This window comes from Nocardia anaemiae NBRC 100462, from assembly GCF_001612725.1.
GTDB lineage: Bacteria > Actinomycetota > Actinomycetes > Mycobacteriales > Mycobacteriaceae > Nocardia > Nocardia anaemiae.
The window spans coordinates 14,686-34,258 of the sequence record NZ_BDAZ01000004.1; the positions used below are offsets into that span (position 1 = coordinate 14,686).

A 19,573-nucleotide genomic window follows, 5' to 3' on the forward strand; every position below is an offset into this window, starting at 1 on the left:
TGCGCTTGGTCGGCGGACATCGCCGTCCTCGCACCCCGCGGATCGGTCGGGAATTGTCGGTGTCATCACCTCACTTTCATCTCGTGGACGTTGCCGAACCGCTCGAGGTGCGGAGGGCCGCGCTGGGTCGCACGCATTCTCGGCGGCACTCGACCTGTCAACCTCGGCGTCAGCCGATCGCGGCGTCCGTCGCCGGATGGGCGGGGTGCTCGCGCCCGAAACTTCCGCCGTCCCGAAACCGGTTCGCGCGCAAGGGCTTCGGCTAGGATGTCATCGATTTCGGCGAATAGCGGTTGGACATCGGGGTCGAGCATCAGCAGCCGCTCATCGAGCGGGTCGTAGACGTCGAGCGCATCGATTCCGGTCATAGCCTTACCTCCGGGTGGGAAGGGGCGGGCCCGCCCCGGCTCAGGCGTTGATCGCCTTGTGCCCGTTACCGCAGGCGATCTCGATCCGGCGGGGCTTGGCCTTCTCCTCGACCGGGATCGTCAAGCGCAGCACACCGTCGGTGTAGTCGGCGCTGATGTGATCGGCATCGAGGGTCTCGCCGAGGAACAATTGGCGGCTGAACACACCGCGTGCGCGTTCCGCGGCGACCATCTCCCGGTTCGCCTCTAGTTCCGGGCGCGAGGCGCGCACTGTCACAACGTTGCGCTCCACACCCAGGTCCAGCGAATCGGGATCCATCCCCGGCAGATCGAACTCGACGACGAACTTGTCACCCTCGCGCCAGGCGTCCATCGGCATTGCCGCGGGATGCGCCGCTGTGCCGAACACCTGCTGCGCCAGACGATCCAGATCACGGAACGGATCGGTACGCATGAGCATGATCGCCACCTCCAACTAGCTGTCTTCTCGATAGTCGGACCCAGATAATCTATGTCATCCGGTACAGATTTCTTATAGCACTATGAGAAGATAGTCGCAAGGGGTTAGCATAGAAAATCTCGGCAGCAAGAAGTATCGAGGAGCAGGATGGCTCGGCCTCAGCACCAGCCGCAGCAGCCCGATCCCGGGCGCGCGGTATATGCGATCTCGGTGGCCGCCGACTTGGCGGGTATCGGCGTACAGACGCTGCGCCTCTACGAACGGCATGGGCTGATAACCCCCGCGCGCAGCGACGGCGGCACCCGCCGCTACAGCGGCGACGACCTCTCCCGGCTACACCGAATCACCGCGCTGGTCGCCGAAGGCATCAACCTCGCCGGGATCGGCCGCATCCTCGACCTCGAAGACGCCAACGCCGAACTCCACGCCGACAACCGTCGTCTCCGCGGGCAAGGCACGGCGGGACCAAAGGCCCCGCGTTGAAGTAGATCTACAACTCCCAGGACATCGATCGAGCGCGGTTGGCGATCAAAGCACTCGGCGGAACGCACCCGAGGCCGATACGAGCCGCCACCACGCCAACCGCTCGGCAAGTTCGGGCAACCAACCGGCTGGCGCATCACAGAGATCGCGTTGCGCGCGGGCAGCGGCGGCGTGTAGAACGTCGGCGGCGACAGCGGGAAAGTCGTGTCGAAGGTGCTCGATCGCATCGGCGACGACGACGTCCGGCGTGGCTATTTCCGATCTCACCGATGTCATCTCGTACCTCTCTGCCCCATCATTCGTGGATCATTTTGTCCGCCGATGTTATTGGCTCGATCGTGGCGTGGGGCAGGGCCACTGGTCCCACTGTCGTGGGCCGATCGGCACTGCCGAGCACTGTCGACGAGGCGCCGACGGGGCTCTACCTCGGCCGTGCGCGCCGCTGCGGAGGTGTCGTGTCGTTGCCCGCGGAGATCTACGGTGGAGATATGACCGCCTTGGAGTATCGGCACGTGCTGGTCGCGCGGGACGGCGACACGGTGCGCATCACCATGAACCGGCCGGAGCGGCGCAATGCGCTGTCGGGCGAACATCTGGCCGAACTGCTCGCCTCGTTCCGGGCCGCGGGCGAGACCGACGCCACCGGGATAGTGCTCGGGGCGCACGGTCCGGTGTTCTCCGCGGGACATGATTTCGCCGACGTCGCCGCGCGTGACCTGCTCGGCGTGCGGGAACTGCTCGCACTGTGCACCGAGCTCATGTCGACCATCGAGTCGGTGCCACAGGTGGTGATCGCCCGGGTGCACGGTTTGGCCACGGCTGCCGGTTGCCAGCTGGTGGCCTCATGCGATCTGGCCATCGCCGCCGAATCGGCCGGGTTCGCGCTCCCCGGCGGCAAGGGCGGCTGGTTCTGCCACACTCCCGCAGTGCCGGTGGCGCGAGCCGTCGGCCGCAAACGCCTGATGGAGCTGGCCCTCACCGGCGACCCGATCGATGCCCGCACCGCCGAACAGTGGGGCCTGATCAATCGAGCGGTGCCAGACGCCGAGCTGGACCGTGCCGTGGGCGAGTTGCTTGCCCGCGCTACCCGGGGCAGCCGGACCAGCAAGGCACTTGGCAAACGCACCCTCTACAGCCAACTCGACCGCCCTGAAGCAGATGCCTACGCTCTCGCCCTGGAAGTCATGGCCGCCGCCGCCCAACTCCCCAGCGCCCGTGAAGGTATGGCGGCCTTCCTCGCGAAGCGCCCACCCGTCTGGCGCGATTAGCGACCCATTGCCCGAATTCTGGTGTCCGGCCTGCGATCTGGGCAACAGGGCTGAACCGTCATTCCCGATTCTGGGAATGGCCGATACTCATTCGCATCGGTCCGTGTGAGTAGAGGATTACGGATGTCGCTATTCGTTGGTCCACAGCCGAGCGACGACGGGGTGCCGCGATGAGCCCGACCGTCGACCACTATCGGATCATTCCGGAGCTGACCGTTCCCGATTACGCATCGGACTTCCTGAAGGGCGTCGTCAGCGCCACCCACACGGCGGTTCAAGTCAATGTCGACAACCTCGGCGCGGGTACGCCGTCCAGGGCCCCGAAATTCGTAAAGCTATTGCGGGACAAGAACATTATCGACGACAAGAATCAGTCGGTCGCGACCACCAACCACAACGAAACCGTCTCCGCCCTGCGCGAGATCGAAGCGTCGATGGATGCGAACGACGAAGGCGTCGACAGCTCGACCTATGGCACCTACTCCGTTGCGGGTGACGCATATGTCGATATCGAGCGAGCGGTCAAGCAACTCCGCGGCACCCTCGAGGACGCGAAGCAGGCACCCGGACCGAGCTACGACGCGGCAGGCAAAGCGTACTGGCCGGAATCGGTGGAGGGCCCACTGCGGACCGCATGCGCCGCCACCGCCGCGACCGTAGAACAGCGGATGCGCGACGCCGCGACCGACATTCAGCGCCATGCCGACCACATCGACAACTCCGCCCCCGATAACCCGGTGAGCAGCGGCTACGGCGGGACCACGGCGCCGTTGACGACACCGTGGTCCGGCCACAGCTTTGTGCCACCCGCCGACGCGAGCACCATCGACAAGATCAAGGGTTTCGCCGCGAACGAACTCGGCGTGGCCGAAACCGGAACCAACCACGTGAACCGCCCGTACAACATCGATGACGCGTGGTGCGCGTCATTCGCCACCTGGGTCTGGAAGCAGTCCGGTATCGACGTCGACTGGAGCAACAAGAACTACGTGCCCAGCGTATGGTCCGACGCCGCCAACAGGGGCTGGGCCGATAGCGACATGTCGAGCGCTCGCCCCGGGGACCTCGTCGTTTTCGGCGGACAACACCACATCGGGGTAGTGGTGGCGCGCGACGGCAACACCATCACCACCATTGAAGGCAACTCCGGCGACGCCGTACGCCAGCACACCTACAACCTCTCCGGTGGAAATTTCACCGGCGTCATACATCCGCCCGCCAAGACCCCGGCCAACGTGTAACCCGCCAGCTACCCGTACTGAAAAGGTCGGAGCATCTGCCGGGGTCGATAGGGTGGGTCTGTGTCCAGAATCGATGAGTCTGCGAGTCGGGTGGCCTCGGTCGCCATGCGGTCGAAACGGACGGTGGCGGTTGCGGAATCGTTGACCTGCGGGCAGCTGTCGTCGGCGTTGGGCGCTGCCCCGGATTCGGCGCAGTGGTTGCGGGGTGCGGTGGTTTCCTACAGTGCGGATGTCAAACGGCAGGTGCTCGGTGTTCCCGAGGTGCCCGTGGTATCGGAGACCGCGGCTCGCGCCATGGCGATCGGCGTGCGGAAATTGCTCGGCGCGGACGTGGCTGTGGCTGTGACCGGGGTCGGCGGCCCCGATCCCCAGGACGGTGAACCTGCGGGGTCGGTGTGGCTGGCGGTCCACAGCGAGGGCGGGATCTGGGCACGGCATGAGCTGTTCGATGGTGAACCCCAAGAGGTGCTGAGGCGGACGGTCGAGGTGGCGCTCGACATGGTGCGGGAGGCGATGGACGACACCTCGAGCTGACCGTACGCGGCGGTGACCCGGCACCGGCATACCCGAGGCGGGGGGTTGCGACTGCCCGTTGCTCGAATGCGTGGAAACCGTCACCGATAACTACGCGGTTGACGGGTAGCCCACCGATATCCACCGCCGAGCGAAAGGAGCGACAGTGACCCGATTCGGATACACACTGATGACCGAGCAGAGCGGCCCGCGCGAACTCGTCCGCTATGCCGTCGCCGCCGAGGAGGCGGGATTCGACTTCCTGGTCAGCAGCGACCATTACGCACCGTGGCTCGAAGAGCAGGGACACGCGCCGAACGCGTGGACCTCCCTCGGGGCGGTCGCACAGGCGACCCGGCGAATCCCGCTGATGACCTACGTGACGTGCCCGACCATGCGCTACCACCCGGCGATCGTCGCGCAGCAGGCGGCGACCTTGCAGATCCTGGCCGAAGGGCGGTTCACCCTTGGGCTCGGTAGCGGCGAAAGCCTCAACGAACACGTGATCGGTGCGGGCTGGCCCGGGCTCGAGGAACGGCTGGAGCGACTCGCCGAGTCCATCGGCATCATCCGTGATCTGCATGCGGGCGGGACAGTCAGCCGACTCGGTAAGTGGTATCGAGTCGACGCCGCCAAGGTCTGGGACCTGCCGGACCAGTCGGTACCGATCGCGGTCGCGGTATCCGGGCCACGATCGGTGCAGCGATTCGCCCCGCTGGCCGATGAGATGGTCAGCACCAGTCCCGACCCCGAACTCGTTCGGTCATGGCATCGCGTGCGCGCGAACGACTCGGGCGCGGCGCGGTCCCGCGTGACCGGGCAATTGCCGATCAGCTGGGATACCGACCGCGACAAAGCAATTCAGCGCGCCCATGAACAGTTCCGGTGGTCGGTGGGCGGCTGGGATGTCAACTCGAACCTGCCGACGCCAGCGAGTTTCGCGGCCGCGACCCAGTTCGTGCGCCCGCAAGATGTGGCCGAGACGATCCCGTGCGGGCCCGATCTCGATGCCATAGTGGCTGCCGTGCGGCCCTACCAGGACGCTGGCTTCACCGATATCGCTGTCGTCGAAATCGGCGACGAGCAGCAGGACCGCTTCCTCGCCGAGGCCGCCGAACCGCTTTTGGCGAAACTCCGTGCGGCCGATACCGATTCCTGAGTTCTGTCGGAGTCGCGTTCGGTCAGGTAGCCGAATCAGGTTCGGAACGCTCGGCCAATTCGGCGATCAGCGGTTGTGCCGCCTCGGGGATCTGCATATCGGTCCAGTGATAGGTGCTGGTCCGATGGCCGTCGGTGACCGTGAGTTCGTAGTCGAACTGATCCGGCATCGGCGGACGGTGTGTCGGCGTGTCTTGCTCGGACAGTGTGTCATTGAGCAGGTCGGTGATGACCGGTGCCTGCTCGGCGGGCAGATCGCGGGCGTCGACCGAGGTCGTCATCTCTATTCCGGCAAGGCCGCCGCTTCGCCGGAATTCGAGATGTACATCGGATGTGGCCATGGACACGATGGTATGCGCGGCCATCGGGTTCAGCGCAGCGGAACTCTCACAGCATCCCATGCGGATTGCACCGCCTGCGCTTCGTTGCTGACCCTCCCGAAACGGTAGCGGGCCTGCTTCAACGTCAATGCGGCGAAGTTGCTGAAGGTGGCGTTGGGCCTGAGCCCGGGATCGACGAGTGCGTCGTACCAGACTGTTCCCGGCGTCTTCCACGCTTCCCCGCCGAGTGTGGTGGCGAGCAGGTAGAAGGCGTGGTTCGGGATGCCCGAGTTGATGTGGACGCCGCCGTTGTCCCTGGTGGTCTGCACGTATTTCGACATATCGGCGGGTTGGTTGTCGTGCGGGTTGGCTGTGCCGGGGGCCTTCAGCGATCGCAACGCGGGTGTCAGCAGCGGTCCCACGATGTCCGCACCGATCAACCAATCGGCTTGATCGGCGGTTTGGGCGAGGTGGTATTGCTTCACCAACGATCCGAACACGTCGGACAAGGATTCGTTCAGTGCGCCGGACTGGTTGGAGTAGGTGAGATTCGCCTCGAACTGGGTGACGCCGTGGGTCAACTCGTGTGCGACCACGTCGAGGCTGCGGGTGGTGTCGGTGAATACCTGGCCACTTCCGTCACCGAAGAACATGTGTCCCTGGCCGTCCCAGAACGCGTTGTCATATTTGGTGCCGAAATGGACCATCGCGGCGATCGGCATGCCCTGGTCGTCGATGGAGTCGCGTTGGAAGACGTTCCAGTAGAAGTCATAGGTGGCGCCGAAGCTGTCGTAGGCGGAGTTGATCGACGGGTCGGCAACCGGCGGCTGTCCCTCGGCTCGAGCGAGCGTTCCCGGCACCATCGCGGTGGAATTCTGCTGGTCGAAGATCGATCGCTGCGGTACCCCGTTCGATACCGCGCCGACGGCCTGCTGCGGCTGTGGTCCCTGTCGGCCGACGGCCTCGGCCCGCAGCATTCGGATGCTGTTGTCCAGATCCATGGATGCGAGCAGTTCTGCTCGCTGTTCCGGTGGGAGTTCACGCGCGACCGACTGCAGTAGGTCGGGTGGGAGGATGCACGCTGTGGGGTATCGCATTTTCTGCTCCGTTTCGGATGCTGTGCGGCGGCTGATGTGGATGGGGGCGGGCCGGTTCCGGCGCGGCGATGGCGACGTTATCCGGGCGCCGATATTCTTCGAAAACGCTTGTGGCGCTGACGATTCAACTTGTTGCCGCACGGTTGCGCGGGACCTATGAGCGGTTTGTTCCTTACCGCTGAACCGACGTCGACCTGCGCATTCATTCTCGGATTGCAGATAGCCGCGGACACGGGTAGGCGACTACTTCTTATCCCTGTCGGAGCAACCGACCGGGGCAAGTAGCCCACGGCCGCACGGGCGGCGGTCACGAGAACAGCGGGCACCTCGGCACCGTCGAAACGGTAGACGAGTGTGCGAAAGGTCGAGCGGGGCTACCGTTGGGCGCACCGATACCCCGCTCGGCGTGTCGACAAGTGGTCGGACAACATCACGGCACAATCAGTGGATGGGGCTCAGCCGAAGATCGTTGCTGGCGTTGGCTGCGGCGCTACCCGCCGCTGGGCGCGCGGCTGCCGCACAGCGACCACGTTCGGTGCTGCGGTACACCATGACCGCGTTCACCGATGACAGCGAAACCGATTTGTATGTCTACGAATCCGACGATGCGATCAGCTTCCGGCAACTGTGTGGACCCGCCTACCGGCCGCCGACGGGGCTGCTGCGCGACCCCAGCGTGTTTCGCAATATCGATGGCTACTACTACCTCACCTACACCACCGGCTGGGAAGGACGAACCATCGGTTTCGCCTACAGCGCGGACCGGCTGAACTGGAGTCATCTCTACGACATCATGGTGCCGCTGCCTGGCGTGACATCGACCTGGGCGCCGGAATGGTTCATCGACACCGACGGAAGTATCAACGTCATCGTGTCGCTGTCGGACGGCTACCGATTCACACCGCACCTGACGACCGCCGACCCGAAACTGCGCTCATGGAGCGCACTGAAGCCGATAGTCGGGCTGGCCCAGCCCGACAGCACCTCCTACGGCTATATCGACACCACCGTGATCCGCGCCGACGGACGCTACTACGCGTTCACCAAGAACGAATCCACCAAATACATCGAACTCGCCGTCGCGGATCGGCTGCTCGGCCCGTATACCTTTGTGGCGACCGATGATTGGGCCGGGTGGGGTGCTCCGGTCGAGGGACAGTGCGTCATCGCGCTCCCGGGCGGTGGCTGGCGAATCTATTTCGACGCCTACACCGACCACCAATACCTCTACAGCGACTGCCACGACGACTTCCGAACTTGGACAACACCTCTCGAACTCCCCGACCTATCAGGCACAGTCCGCCACTTCACGGTCTACCCAGAGCTCCTCGAACAATCCGAGAGTTGATCTCGAGCGCGCCGCCTGTTCGCGGGCGTGACTGCCCGCTGCCACCGTGGCGCACCGCTCCGGCATTCATTCACCGGGCGTCGGCCCACTTCCCCAGCCAGCTTTCGTTTTCGGCAGCGATGGCGTTCTCACAGTCGTCGACGAATTTCGACCATCGCGGCGGATCGGTCGGAGATCCCGCAGTTCGCCAGTTGTCGAGCAGTCGCTGTAACCGGTTGGCGGTCGCGAGATAGCTGACGGCCAGGAAGTCGTATCGCTTGCTCGCGAGATAGCCGAGGAGCGAACCGCTGAGCGTGGTCAGGACGGCGATCCACGGTGCGATTCGGGTGGCGGCGTCGGCGCTTGCCGCGGTGCTGACCGAAGCCGCGATCGTGGCTGTCAGCCCCAGCGCGATGGCGATCCGGCGCAGGAATTGTGCTCGCGCGGAACAACGTAGAGCGGAGGGGCGATAGTAGTTGGCTATCTGGCCTTCCACGCGTTTGCTCACATACTGCTCGGGGGTCAGCGCACCGGGTGCGGGTCCCACGGTCGCCGTCGTGTCGAGAAAGCACAGGAGGTCCTCGGCCGCCTGTTCGAGCTCTTCGACTTCGGTCCGAAGCTGCGCGGCTGTTCCCGGAATCGCGCGAAACCTGAAGATCTGCTGCCGCATTCCCTCCGACACCGCCCGCGCGCGGGTCCACCGCCGGACCGCTTCCGAGGTCAGAAACTGAGCACCAACGTAGGTGGCACCTGCCAGTGCCGCCGCACCGGTGGCCGCGACGATACGCGAGGGCAGACCGGAGGGCCGCAGCACTGTAGCCGTCGATGCGGCCGCGATCGCTCCCCAACTGCTCAGCCACAGTACCGTCAGGCGGAGCCGGTCGATCCGCAGCTTCATCCGGGTGGCCGCATGAGACCAGCGAATTCGCTTCTCCCACAGGGCGTTCACCAGCTCGTCATCGGAAGCCACGGTCATTTGCCCTCCTCACCGGCGATCGGCAGATTCGGGCACAATTTGACGTAGTCGATCTTCGGCGAGATCCGGGACTTCCAGGTTTCCCGGCTCATGTTGTAGGTCATCTTCTCGCACAAGATTTCTGTTGACGCGATCGGGACGGGCCAGAGGCGGATGGTTCCGTCGATGCTGGTCGACACGACGCGCTTACCATCGGGGCTGAAATCCACATGCGTCACCGGTTGTGTATGTCCCATGAGGGCAGAACCGATCTGGCGGCGCTCCTGTACATCCCACAAACGCACGGTGCTGTCCCCACCTCCGGTGACGAGGGTGCGGCCGTCGGGGCTGAACGCGAGGTCGATCACCCAACCGTCGGTCCGCATGGGCTTTCCGATCGGATCTCCGGTCTGCGTGTTCCACAGCTGTACTGTTTTGTCCTTGTATGCGACGGCGAGAGTGCGGCCGTCGCGACTGAATTCGATCTCGCTGACCCAGCCCTGCCCCTCCAAGACCTTACCGATCTGTTGGCCCGAGTTCGTGTCCCAGAGGCGGACCTTGCTGTCCGAGCCGCCAGTGGCCAAGCGCTGGCCGTCGGGGCTGAATTTGAATGTGAACGTCGACAGCGCTGGGTGAGGGATTGGAATCCCGACCGGCTGCATCCTGTCGATGTCGCGTATCTGGATATCGGTTCCGTTATCCGTCGCGATCTTTCGGTCGGCGACATCGAGTACCAGATTCTTGGTGTCCGGCGGTATAGCGATCGAGTTCCCGACCGGAGCACCGCTGGCCAGGTCCCAGCGCTGCAGCGTGGTCGTAGCCGTGACGATCTGCGTGCCGTCGAAGCTGAAGTCCCAGGTGGACACATCCCCGAGCGGAATAACCGGAGCCATGCTTTCACCGGTACGGGCATTCGAGCGCCGCATCGTCGCGTCAACACCGATGGATACGATCCGAGTACCGTCCGGGCTGAATCCCGCGTCGAAAACGGCTCCGTTGTGCCCGCGGAAGACCTTCCCGCCACCGGCGTCCCATTCACGCAGCGTTTCGTCGAAGCTGCTGGAAATGAGACGCTGCCCGCTGGGGTGGAAGGCGACCGCGCTGACCGCGAATTCGTGTCCTACCAGCGGTTCCCCGACCGGCTGTCCGGTCGCGGCATCCCACACCCGCACGGTCTTGTCGTCGCTTGCCGAGGCGAGGCGGGTGCCGTCGCGGCTGAACACCACTCGCTCGACAGTGCCGGTGTGTCCGCGCAGCGGCTCGCCGATCGGCTGGCGGGTGTGGGCATCCCACAACCGGATCGTGTTCTCGGCGCCGCTCGCTGCGATTCGGGTGCCATCCTGGCTGAACGCGACACTGGTGAGCGCTGCTCCGGGTACGCGCAGCAGCTCGCCGATCGGCTCGCGGGACCCGGTATCCCACAACCGAATCGTGCCATCGAAACTTGCTGACGCGACCGTGTCATCCACGCCGATCGCGACACTCGTCACCTCTCGCTCGTGCCCGCGCATCGGCTCACCGATCTGTTGCCGGGACTCGGCATCCCACACTCGCAGCGTCTTGTCCGAACTGCCCGACACGAGCCTGCGGCCGTCCCGACTGAACGCGACGCTGGTGACCTGTGCTTCGTGTCCGCGCATCGGCTCACCGATCGGCTGGCGGGATTCGGCATCCCACAACCGCAATGTGCTGTCGACGCCGCCGGTCACGATACGTTTGCCGTCCGGGCTGAACGCGACCTGCAACACCTCACGCTTGTGCCCGGTCATGAACTCGCCGATGGGCTTCCAAGTCTTGGCGTCCCACAGCTGGATGTGCTCACCATGACTGGACACGATGCGCGTTCCGTCGGGACTGAACTCGACGCTGTGAACGTAGCCACCTCTGGTGGGGATGATCTTGCGCAGGTCGCGTAGCTGATTCACTGCGCTGAGTAGCGAGTATTCGCCGTTATTGCGGTTGGGAAAACTACGTGCGGCAAGCACACTCTGCATGGCGAGAACGTCATCGTTTGCGCCCGGATACGAATCGGACAGCATCAGTTGCGAATTCGCGATCAATGCCAACGCGGTCGCATCCCTGCTCCGCGCGGTCGCCTCTTTCTCCGCTCGCGACGCTTTGAAGAACAACAACCCGGCGGCCAGGGCCGCGACAACCGCTATCGCCAACGCCACCCGCAGAATTTGCGAACGCCGCCGCAGCACCCGGGCGTACTCTTGAGCCTTCTCCTTGGCCTGAGTTTCCGCCGCCGCCAACGCTTCCGCGGATTCCTGACGTTCTCGCGCCGCCCGCAGGTCGGCCTCCACGCGCTCGTCCGCTCGCCGCCGGGAGGCGAGCAGGAACTCGCGCGTCGGATTGAGCCGTTCCCGGAAACCCGGTGTGGCGGCGAGGGATTCGGCGTCATCGAGTCGGCTGCCGGTTAGCAGCCATTCGTCGCTGCACGCGTTGGCTTTCCAGGCGTGCGCCGCGCGTTCCAACTCGTCGGCGCCCTTCAAGTCGGTGGCCTGTTCGCGTAGCCACCCGGCGAGCATGTCCCATTGGCGCAGTAGGCTTTCCAACGCGACTTCGACGACGACCTCGCCGTCGCGCTCATCGCGGACCAGCAGCCGCCTGGCGATGAACGCCTCGAGCAGCGGATGGCTCTCCGACGGCAGGTCGAACCAGCGCGCTGCGCGCCGCATCGGCTGGTCGTTGTCCGGATTGATCGTCGCCAGCCACGGCACGAACGCCGTCCGCAGCACCGCCAATTGCCGTTGCCTGATTCGAGAATCCACCGCGAGCAGCTCGTCGATCTCGCACTGTACGACGCGGCGCAGCCCACCCATCGCGTTGTACTCGGCGAGCGTGATCTCTCCGTCGCCGTAGTCCTGGTAGAGCCGGGCCAGCGTGAGCGAGAGCAGCGGCAGCGTATCCGCGCCGCGCGACCAGTCCTCGAGCAGCCGGTCGACCAGGTCGGGTGCGAACGACAGTCGGCTCCCGGCTTCTCGCGCGCGTCGAACAGGCCCACAGATCACCTCTTTGAATTGGGCCTGCGGCATGGGTTTCAGATCGTCGAATGGGCGAACCTCGAGGGCGGCCAATTGCGGTGCGGTCTGCAGTGGCTCGTACCGGTCCGAGCGAATTGTCGCGATCGCGATCATCGGCAGCGCGTCGTCCCCGCCGAGCAGGTCGGCGAGCACACCGAGGAAGGCTTGCGCCTGCTCACCGGCGTCGACGCCGAATAATTCCTCGGTCTGGTCGATCGGCAGGACAAGCGTGGGTGGCACCTCATCGGTCGGATCGATAATGCGATCCTTCGCGGCCTGCTGTGCCTCGGCCAGCCACGCGTGCACCCGCGCGACATCCCGAATTCCGTCCTTGATCGCACCGAGGCTGGGCGTGTGCAGCCCGACACTGCCGCGTAGGTCCTGAATCGAGTGCGCCAATCCGCTGCCGCCGGTGAGCGCGTTACGTTGCGGTCGGACGATGCCCATCGGCCGGAAATGGTGGTCGTCGCGCTGGAGCCTGGGCAGCAAGCCCGCGCGCAGGAACGACGATTTACCGACACCCGACGGCCCGAGAATGACGAACATTCGAGCTTCGCCGGAATTGCGCATTCCCCGTATCGAATTCAGCGCGCGGCCGATCTGGGTGTCGCGTCCGAAGTACACCGCGGCGTCCACCTGTTCCAGTGGCTGCCAGCCACGATACGGCGCGCGATCCGGTTCGTCGGGTGGCGGCCAGGCAAAGGTATCCGCCCCGATCCCGGCCGCGCGCAAGCCGTCCCGCAGTCGCAATAGACCCTCGGTGAGAAATTGCACCGGCGGCGACTCATCGCCCACGGCTATCTCCGTTTTCGGACCGGCACCGAACAGGTCGCAGCGCTGCCACTCGCTGGTGATATCGCGACCGGACAAAGGCTGCAACCGAGCCGCGAAGATCGGCTTGCCGAGGTCCTCGGCGTGGCGGTATTCGACCTTGCATTCGCGCGATGCGTCCCAGTTATCGGAGACCAGACAGATAACCGCTTCACACCGATCGCTCGCGCGGCGCAGCGCGTCTTTCCACCGCGTACCTACCGGAATTCCGGTCGTCCGGTCGAGGTCGAGGAAGATCTCGCCGGTCAGTCCGGGATCGGCTTCGGTCAACCATGCCTTGAGTGCCATCGCTTCGCGATCGTCCCGGCTGGAGTGACTCAGGAATACTCTGGACATTGCCTTACACCACCGTGCACAGCCCCCGGTGGGAGCCCGCGTCGAACATCGCAAGCGTCATACGAAAATCCTGCGCTCGAGCAAGCCGACGCACGCGAGTATCGCCTACTCGATATTGCCGCAAAACACTACGCAAACGCCAAGGCGAACGCTGGATCCTCATGCCTGGAAATCCCATCACCGCCCGACCGCGGAGCGGTTTCCCGGGCGGACAGCAGAACATGGTTCATACGGTGTTCAGCAGCGTCATGAATCCAAAATCCATGTGTAGTTGAGCATGGCAATGCAGCAAAGCGAGGCCTGGTTGGTCGGCGCGGAAGTCGACGTCCATCCGCTGGTAGCCACCGAGCATTGCCACGTCCTTGTGCAGTCCGGCGGTGGGTGTGCCCGCAATGTGGGTGATTTCGAAACTGTGGCGATGCAGATGCATGGGGTGGCGGTCGTCGGTGGCGTTGTAGAAACGCAGGCGGTACCGCTTGCCGCGCACGATATCGACGACCGGATGCTTGTTGTCCATGTCGAATGGGGTGCCGTTGATGGTCCACACGTTGAATCCGTCTCGGGCGGCATTGCGCTTTTCGATGACCATTTCGATGAGATCATCGGCGGCCGGTGGCATTTGGTCGCGCCCGGTGAAAAGCCGATAATCCCATCGGAACGGTGGCGGCGGAAGCCATTGCGGTTCGCCTGTGCGGTCGGCGTATTCGACGACTATGCCCATCCCCGCTTCCCGGTCCTCGTCGGACAGATCTCCGAGCACCCACACACCGGGGTTCGTCATCTCCACGATCGCCGAGATCCGTTCGCCGGTGCCGAGCCACAGGACGGGCACCGGAGTCGGGCTGGGCACCGGATTGCCGTCGAGGGCGAGGACAGTGAAGGTGTGGCCGGGCAGAGCGAGGCTGCGAGTTTCGGTGGCGCTGCCGTTGAGCACATGCAGTAGCACTCGATCGCCGTTCTCGACCCGGATCGGATCACCATGACTGAGCATGCGGCCATTGATGGTGAAGGCCTCATAGCCCACCTCGTAGCCGTGCGGTTCCCCGCGTGCCAGCGACGCGGCCATTACCGCCTCCCCCCGATCTCTGAGATCGGGCACCGGGTCTCCGGCCAGGAAGTCCTCGGGCATTTCGCCTTCCTGACTCAGGCTGGGTTCGAATTCCTTGAGAGTCAGGAACACTTCGTGGTCGTAGGCTCCAGGGTTGGTCGCCGGTTCGATGTAGACCGGGCCGACTTGGCCGCTGTACTGGCCGCCGGCCAGATTCGCACCGGGGTTCAGATGGGTGTGATAGAAGCGGAAGCCGGATGGTCCCGGATCAAATGAGATTCGCCGCATCCCGTGTGCGGGGACGAACGGCGTACCTTCCTCGGCCGATCCGTCCACTTCCACACCGACGTGTTGGCCGTGCCAGTGCAACTGTTCGGGGGTGTCGGTGTCGTTGTGGATATCGACCCAGGTCCGTTTCCCTTCGGTGAATCTCAGCAGGGGGCCCGGGAATTGATCGTTGTAAGTAATGGTCGACACCACGCGTCCCGGTGCGAGTTCGATATCACCTCGATCGATGCGCACGGTGTAATCGGCCTTACCGCTCGGCGGTGTATCGGAGTTGCGCGCGCAGCCTGCCGCAGCCACACCGGTGCTCGTCAGCAGGGCCAGACTGCTCCATTGGAAAAAATCACGTCGATCGATACGCACGCTGAATCACTCCCCTCGCATTCCGCGACAGCTCGAATCGAACAGCGTTCACCGGGTGATCCGGACTGGAACGACAATATCCCGGCCGCGCGTGTCCATTCATCCCAGACTCCGGGCGGGTCGATGCCCTGAGTATCGCGGCTCGGGTTGTTTACTTGGGAGGGTGCTCATGTCTTCGGCATCGATGCAGGCCGGAATCGACTTTGAGGAGGGGCTAGTGACGGACGATGTGGTTCGCCGGGCTGTCGGAGTGAGTGCCAAGCTGGGGTTCGTCGGTGCGATGGTGAGTGCGTTGGTGCTGGGGCAGCACACCATCGCCCGCGCCGGGGAAGTGATCACCTTCCAGCTCCCACTGGTGAAAATATCTCAAACTTGGGGTGTCCCAACGCAATTCAGCATCTACTTGACGGCAACCGTCGGCGACCAGCCCGGAGTCACCACCTTCGGTGTGGCCAACCCCGGTCCCTTCGGCGGCAGCGTCATGCTCGACTCGCACGCCCGGATCCAGTGGTTGAACGTGACGACCGGAGCTGCCGGTGTGGTCGACGTGGCAGATCGGGAAACGGCGCAGCAACCCTGCGATTGTGCCCCCGCGCCGGTGCCGGTGTTCACCGGAGCGGGCCGAATCACCGCACTCGCGACCGCGGGCGGCCTCGCCGTCACCATATCTTCGGGGTTCGGCACGTTCACGGCCAGTTGAGCCCGCCCGGCGTTACGTCTCAGGGTGAGTCGGGCAACGGCTCGTCATGTCCGGTGGCCGACCGCAGTGCGAGGGTCTGTTTCGGTGTCCAGTAGATCCTGCCGTTTTCGAACTGCTGGTAACTCCCCGTGTCGAAGGGAATTTCGTCGGATGTCGGCCAGCCGAGGGGTCCGTTCTCGAATCCGCTCCGATTCCATCGGTCGCGGATTTCGCCGTGCACCCAGAAAACCGGTTGGCCGTTGCGGTGGTAGAGCGCCCCGTTCTGGAAGCCCTCCACCTCGCCCCATTCCACATCCTTCGGGTCGCGCAGTACCGTGTTATCGGTGATCGGATAGCCCAAAGGCCCGGCTTCCCAACCAGTTTCGGCATATTTGTCGAATAACGATGACGGGATCGGGTGCGCTCCGGTGGAGGGATGCCAGTAGATGTATCCATTCTTGAATTGAGCGAATCGGCCGACACCGTCGGCGGTCCGCATTTCGCCGTCGGTGCCGAGCCGCTGGCCCAGCCACGGCGATTGCGCCGCCTTCGCATCGATTTCTCCGGCCGGTGCGGCACCGGAGAACTCTCGGACGTGGCCTTCGAAGACGTCCCACGGGAAGTTCCAGCCGACGTCGGTATGGGTGCCGATGCCCAGGCATTCCGTCACATATTTATGGTCGGAGATGCCGTCGCGCCGCGTATACGGCGGGGCGATGACGTCGGTGGCGAAACCGTACTTCTTCGCGTCCTTGACCGCCAGCCACGCGGCTATGCGCAGGTCGTCGTCGATTGCCATCCATTCGTCCCTCGACCATGACGCCTGGCTGCCCGCGAAGCAGAGATTGATCGTGTTCGCGTTGGCATCCAGGACCGACCACGACGCGTAATCCGTATCGACGACATCGCAGACGATCCCGTTCCTGAGCGTGTAGTGATACGAGGCCCCATTGGCCGTGTTATTGAGGTACGCCGCCAGCGATTCGGCCGTGCCGTTCCCTTCCTGGGTGTGCAGCAGAAAGTTCGTGATGCGAGCCCCCCAGCGCTCCGACCGGGAGTTTCCCATTCTGTCCAATTCGGTGAATACAGGGGCGTTCACGGCGTGTTCTCCTTGTGCCTGAGTACGTTGCATGGACCACTGCCCGAAGTCGGTCGCCAAGATGTCGTTGACGTCGACGGAACTGCCGTCGATGTCGGGGCCGGGGTTGGATGGTGTATCGATGACGCGCTGGTAAAGGACGGCCTCGGGGGTGTCGAGCCGATTGCCGGACCAGGCGCGCGTCTGCCAGGCCCAGTACCGGTCCTCGGAGGTCCGGCCGATCACACCGTCTTGGATGGCCCAGGCGCATACCTTCGACGAGCCGTAGACTCCGGTCCACTCCCGCCCGATCGCGTCGTTGATACCACGAAAGAACTCGACCGCTTCGTCGTTCCACTGATTCAGCGAAATGTCCTCGTCCACCGCGAAGAAGATCGGGCACCGGTCGTGTCCGCCCGCGGCGGCATGGATTTCCCTGGCCTGCAGGCCCATCCGATGCCCGCCGTCGTATCCGGTGGTCCAGTCCGAAGGCGCCTGCGCATTGCCGGGCTTGCCGTACTGCCATACCGAAACGATCTCGAGCCCGGCAGCCTGCACGCTGTCGGCATATTCCCTGGTCACCGGCTTGGCGCCGAAACTGGATCCGGGTCTGCTCGGTGACACGTAGACAAGGACAGCGCTGTGTCCGGCTGCCTTGATGGCATCGGGATCGATGAAACGCGCGGCGAAATCGACTGCGGTCGACATGCGGGGACCTCCATTGGTCGAGGGTTGTGGGTCTTCGGCTTCGGCCAGCAGCGGCAGCGGGTCGAGTCGGTCGGGTCCGGGTGGCACCCAGACGTGCCGATGCCACTCGAGGTGCAGGTGCGGGGCGACTCCGCCATTGGATGCGGAATCGGGATTGATCCGGGCGATCCGCCGCCCGGCTTCGACCCGGTCGCCGACCGCGACTTCGCGAATCACGTGTCCGTACACGGTCGTGCCGCCGCCGTCCGCGGCGGGATGGTCCACGACGACCCAGCCCGCCGGGTCGGGGCCGCCGAATCCGGAGGCCGGACCCGCGAAGACCACCGTGCCGCCTTGGACCGCGTAGACGGGCAACCCGCCGCTGCCACCCGGCCAGCCGAGATCGACTCCCCAGTGGAAACCGTCGTCGCGGGGACCGAATCGAGAGGTGATGATGCGGCCACGCGCCAAGGGCCAGTATCTGGTCATGTCGTCCCCCTCCGGGAAGTCACCGCACAGTTGCGAAGCAGTTGCCCATCCGAGTAGAGCAGCGCCGGTGACGCGGTTCGTCATCCAAACCGATGAAAAGGCGGTCTCCGTCGACGACATTCGGGAGAATGGAATCGAGTGTCGGACTACTCGTGTGCAGTGCCTCCCGAAACACCTATGATCCGCCCCGGTATGATTGCCGTTTCTCTTGTGTCGCAGGTCATTTCATATGCCGATGACAGTCGAGAGGTTCTCCGCGATCGTCGCGCGAATCAATCGCGCGGCGCTATATCCCGCTGACTGGTCGCAGGCCGTGCACGATATCGTCACGGCGCTGGACGCGTACTGCGGCGGGTTGGTGGTCTCGGCATCGGGTAGCCGACTGATGACCGCGTGTTCACTCGGCGCGGACGATCTGCGCGACAGCTACAACACCCGATTCTGGCGTATCGATCCGATCGCGAGTGCGCTCGAACATGAACCCGCCGGTGTCATTACGACATGCGAAGAGTTGCTTGGGCCGCAGTACCTGCACCGGCATCCGTTCTTCTGCGATTGGATGGTGCCGCATCGGCTGGGCAACGGGATGCTCGCGCTGGTGACCAGCGGAACCAGCACATCGTGGCTCGGGGTGTATCCCGAGCTCGGCCGCGATCTCGACCGCTCAGCGGCGACAACGACTATGCGCCTGCTGCTTCCGCATCTGCGGCACGCACTGAACGTGCAGTCGTGTTTGATGGAAGCCCGCAACGAGCATGCGCTGGCGATCGCCGTGCTCGACACGCATCGGCACGGGCTGGTGATCGTGTCGAATTGCGGCGCGATCAGCTACGCCAACCCCGCGGCATTGACGATCCTGGAATCGCGAGACGGCCTCGGCATCGGACGCCGCGGCCACCTCGAATCATCGGACGCCCGAACAGCGGTCGGGATGCGCGCCATGATCGATTCCGCGGTGCGCAAGTATGGGCCGTACGTCGGGGGGCGGGCCCTCATTCCCCGGCACAGCGGTCGCAGCTCGTACGCACTGCTGGTGCTACCGCTGGATCCCGAGGAATGCCCGTCGGCGGCGCTCGTCGTCATCGTCGACCCTGATCATGAAATTCCGAGCGGGCCGAAGGCGCTGCGGCAACTATACGGCTTGACCGGAGCCGAAGCCCGCGTCGCGGCGGCGGCATTACGCGGCGAAGGCCTGCGGTCGATCGCTGAGGAACTGGCGGTATCGGCCAATACCGTGCGCACCCACCTGCAACACGTCTTCGAAAAGACCGGTACGCATCGACAGGCCGAACTGGTCCGGGTGCTGACTGCCGTGCTGTCCGGAACCGGTCAGTTCGTCGAACGCGACGAGAGTAGGCCACTTTAAACAGGAAAAGCTATCTTCGAAAGGTTTCCCGTTCCGGCCGACTCGTCTGGTAGCCAGCGGTAAGCTGTCGTGGACGCCTTTCCGCGGTACCAGAAGGTGTCCTGTTCGGTCCGGCCGATGCAGCAGCTGTCGGCCTCGCCGGAAGATGTGCTCCCACCGGGGCAAATCATATGCAATTCACCGAGCAACGAATCG

At 64.4% G+C, this 19,573-nt stretch carries 17 protein-coding genes; 8 read left to right on the forward strand and 9 right to left on the reverse strand.

The window, feature by feature from the left end; all coding sequences use genetic code 11:
• Nucleotides 1-65 precede the first annotated feature (65 nt).
• Both NA5_RS03415 and NA5_RS03420 read right to left on the reverse strand, forming a co-directional pair.
• The gene (locus NA5_RS03415) at nucleotides 66-368 is read right to left on the reverse strand and encodes a hypothetical protein (RefSeq protein WP_062981812.1); all 303 of its coding nucleotides are present in this window, start codon (nucleotides 366-368) and stop codon (nucleotides 66-68) included.
• A 40-nt stretch (nucleotides 369-408) separates the two neighbouring features.
• Nucleotides 409-828: an Hsp20/alpha crystallin family protein gene (locus NA5_RS03420; RefSeq protein ID WP_062982352.1), complete on the reverse strand. Its 420-nt coding sequence runs from the start codon at nucleotides 826-828 to the stop codon at nucleotides 409-411.
• A gap of 147 nt (nucleotides 829-975) precedes the next feature.
• Here NA5_RS03420 and NA5_RS03425 point away from each other — a divergent pair, with 147 nt between their 5' ends.
• Nucleotides 976-1,311 (forward strand): MerR family transcriptional regulator, encoded by a 336-nt coding sequence (locus NA5_RS03425; RefSeq protein WP_062981814.1) that lies wholly within the window; start codon nucleotides 976-978, stop codon nucleotides 1,309-1,311.
• A gap of 45 nt (nucleotides 1,312-1,356) precedes the next feature.
• Here the strand turns inward: NA5_RS03425 and NA5_RS03430 are convergent, their stop codons facing one another.
• Nucleotides 1,357-1,587, reverse strand: coding sequence for a hypothetical protein (locus NA5_RS03430; RefSeq protein WP_062981816.1), 231 nt, complete (start codon nucleotides 1,585-1,587; stop codon nucleotides 1,357-1,359).
• A gap of 212 nt (nucleotides 1,588-1,799) precedes the next feature.
• On the opposite strand from NA5_RS03430, the gene NA5_RS03435 reads away from it, so the two are divergent.
• From NA5_RS03435 to NA5_RS03450, 4 genes are all read left to right on the forward strand, one after another.
• Entirely contained in the window at nucleotides 1,800-2,579 is a 780-nt protein-coding gene (locus tag NA5_RS03435) for an enoyl-CoA hydratase-related protein (RefSeq protein ID WP_062982354.1), read from the forward strand.
• 170 nt (nucleotides 2,580-2,749) lie between these two features.
• Complete coding sequence (locus NA5_RS03440; protein ID WP_062981818.1) at nucleotides 2,750-3,820, forward strand: CHAP domain-containing protein; 1,071 nt, start codon at nucleotides 2,750-2,752, stop codon at nucleotides 3,818-3,820.
• A 60-nt stretch (nucleotides 3,821-3,880) separates the two neighbouring features.
• Entirely contained in the window at nucleotides 3,881-4,354 is a 474-nt protein-coding gene (locus NA5_RS03445) for a CinA family protein (protein WP_084483853.1), read from the forward strand.
• Between the two features lie 145 nt (nucleotides 4,355-4,499).
• Entirely contained in the window at nucleotides 4,500-5,492 is a 993-nt protein-coding gene (locus NA5_RS03450; protein ID WP_062981820.1) for a TIGR03557 family F420-dependent LLM class oxidoreductase, read from the forward strand.
• A 22-nt stretch (nucleotides 5,493-5,514) separates the two neighbouring features.
• On the opposite strand, the gene NA5_RS03455 is transcribed toward NA5_RS03450, so the two are convergent.
• The gene (locus NA5_RS03455) at nucleotides 5,515-5,832 is read right to left on the reverse strand and encodes a protealysin inhibitor emfourin (RefSeq protein WP_157110212.1); all 318 of its coding nucleotides are present in this window, start codon (nucleotides 5,830-5,832) and stop codon (nucleotides 5,515-5,517) included.
• A 29-nt stretch (nucleotides 5,833-5,861) separates the two neighbouring features.
• Nucleotides 5,862-6,908: a M4 family metallopeptidase gene (locus NA5_RS03460; protein ID WP_062981823.1), complete on the reverse strand. Its 1,047-nt coding sequence runs from the start codon at nucleotides 6,906-6,908 to the stop codon at nucleotides 5,862-5,864.
• Between the two features lie 448 nt (nucleotides 6,909-7,356).
• Here NA5_RS03460 and NA5_RS03465 point away from each other — a divergent pair, with 448 nt between their 5' ends.
• The gene (locus NA5_RS03465; protein ID WP_062981825.1) at nucleotides 7,357-8,256 is read left to right on the forward strand and encodes a glycoside hydrolase family protein; all 900 of its coding nucleotides are present in this window, start codon (nucleotides 7,357-7,359) and stop codon (nucleotides 8,254-8,256) included.
• Nucleotides 8,257-8,326: 70 nt separating this feature from the next.
• Here the strand turns inward: NA5_RS03465 and NA5_RS03470 are convergent, their stop codons facing one another.
• The 3 genes from NA5_RS03470 to NA5_RS03480 form a co-directional block, all read right to left on the reverse strand.
• On the reverse strand, nucleotides 8,327-9,211 hold the full coding sequence (locus tag NA5_RS03470; protein WP_062981827.1) for a DUF4231 domain-containing protein: 885 nt from the start codon (nucleotides 9,209-9,211) through the stop codon (nucleotides 8,327-8,329).
• Nucleotides 9,208-13,383: an nSTAND1 domain-containing NTPase gene (locus NA5_RS03475; RefSeq protein ID WP_063813167.1), complete on the reverse strand. Its 4,176-nt coding sequence runs from the start codon at nucleotides 13,381-13,383 to the stop codon at nucleotides 9,208-9,210. Before NA5_RS03475 ends, NA5_RS03470 begins: the two co-directional genes overlap by 4 nt.
• A gap of 226 nt (nucleotides 13,384-13,609) precedes the next feature.
• Nucleotides 13,610-15,079: a multicopper oxidase family protein gene (locus tag NA5_RS03480; protein WP_062981831.1), complete on the reverse strand. Its 1,470-nt coding sequence runs from the start codon at nucleotides 15,077-15,079 to the stop codon at nucleotides 13,610-13,612.
• A 217-nt stretch (nucleotides 15,080-15,296) separates the two neighbouring features.
• On the opposite strand from NA5_RS03480, the gene NA5_RS03485 reads away from it, so the two are divergent.
• The gene (locus tag NA5_RS03485; protein ID WP_062981833.1) at nucleotides 15,297-15,779 is read left to right on the forward strand and encodes a hypothetical protein; all 483 of its coding nucleotides are present in this window, start codon (nucleotides 15,297-15,299) and stop codon (nucleotides 15,777-15,779) included.
• A gap of 19 nt (nucleotides 15,780-15,798) precedes the next feature.
• Here NA5_RS03485 and NA5_RS39040 read toward each other — a convergent pair whose 3' ends face one another.
• A complete protein-coding gene (locus tag NA5_RS39040; RefSeq protein WP_176580243.1) occupies nucleotides 15,799-18,012 on the reverse strand; it encodes a glycoside hydrolase domain-containing protein in 2,214 nt (737 codons plus the stop codon).
• 235 nt (nucleotides 18,013-18,247) lie between these two features.
• On the opposite strand from NA5_RS39040, the gene NA5_RS03495 reads away from it, so the two are divergent.
• Nucleotides 18,248-19,378 (forward strand): helix-turn-helix transcriptional regulator, encoded by a 1,131-nt coding sequence (locus tag NA5_RS03495; RefSeq protein ID WP_169811256.1) that lies wholly within the window; start codon nucleotides 18,248-18,250, stop codon nucleotides 19,376-19,378.
• The last annotated feature ends 195 nt before the right edge of the window (nucleotides 19,379-19,573 follow it).

Excerpts from the sequence above, each read along its gene's own strand:
- NA5_RS03415 (WP_062981812.1), bottom strand. The coding sequence starts at position 368 with ATGACCGGAATCGATGCGCTCGACGTCTACGACCCGCTCGATGAGCGG.
- NA5_RS03420 (WP_062982352.1), bottom strand. The coding sequence starts at position 828 with ATGCTCATGCGTACCGATCCGTTCCGTGATCTGGATCGTCTGGCGCAG.
- NA5_RS03425 (WP_062981814.1), top strand. The coding sequence starts at position 976 with ATGGCTCGGCCTCAGCACCAGCCGCAGCAGCCCGATCCCGGGCGCGCG.
- NA5_RS03430 (WP_062981816.1), bottom strand. The coding sequence starts at position 1,587 with ATGACATCGGTGAGATCGGAAATAGCCACGCCGGACGTCGTCGTCGCC.
- NA5_RS03435 (WP_062982354.1), top strand. The coding sequence starts at position 1,800 with ATGACCGCCTTGGAGTATCGGCACGTGCTGGTCGCGCGGGACGGCGAC.
- NA5_RS03440 (WP_062981818.1), top strand. The coding sequence starts at position 2,750 with ATGAGCCCGACCGTCGACCACTATCGGATCATTCCGGAGCTGACCGTT.
- NA5_RS03455 (WP_157110212.1), bottom strand. The coding sequence starts at position 5,832 with ATGGCCACATCCGATGTACATCTCGAATTCCGGCGAAGCGGCGGCCTT.
- NA5_RS03460 (WP_062981823.1), bottom strand. The coding sequence starts at position 6,908 with ATGCGATACCCCACAGCGTGCATCCTCCCACCCGACCTACTGCAGTCG.
- NA5_RS03465 (WP_062981825.1), top strand. The coding sequence starts at position 7,357 with ATGGGGCTCAGCCGAAGATCGTTGCTGGCGTTGGCTGCGGCGCTACCC.
- NA5_RS03470 (WP_062981827.1), bottom strand. The coding sequence starts at position 9,211 with ATGACCGTGGCTTCCGATGACGAGCTGGTGAACGCCCTGTGGGAGAAG.
- NA5_RS03475 (WP_063813167.1), bottom strand. The coding sequence starts at position 13,383 with ATGTCCAGAGTATTCCTGAGTCACTCCAGCCGGGACGATCGCGAAGCG.
- NA5_RS39040 (WP_176580243.1), bottom strand. The coding sequence starts at position 18,012 with ATGACCAGATACTGGCCCTTGGCGCGTGGCCGCATCATCACCTCTCGA.
- NA5_RS03495 (WP_169811256.1), top strand. The coding sequence starts at position 18,248 with ATGACAGTCGAGAGGTTCTCCGCGATCGTCGCGCGAATCAATCGCGCG.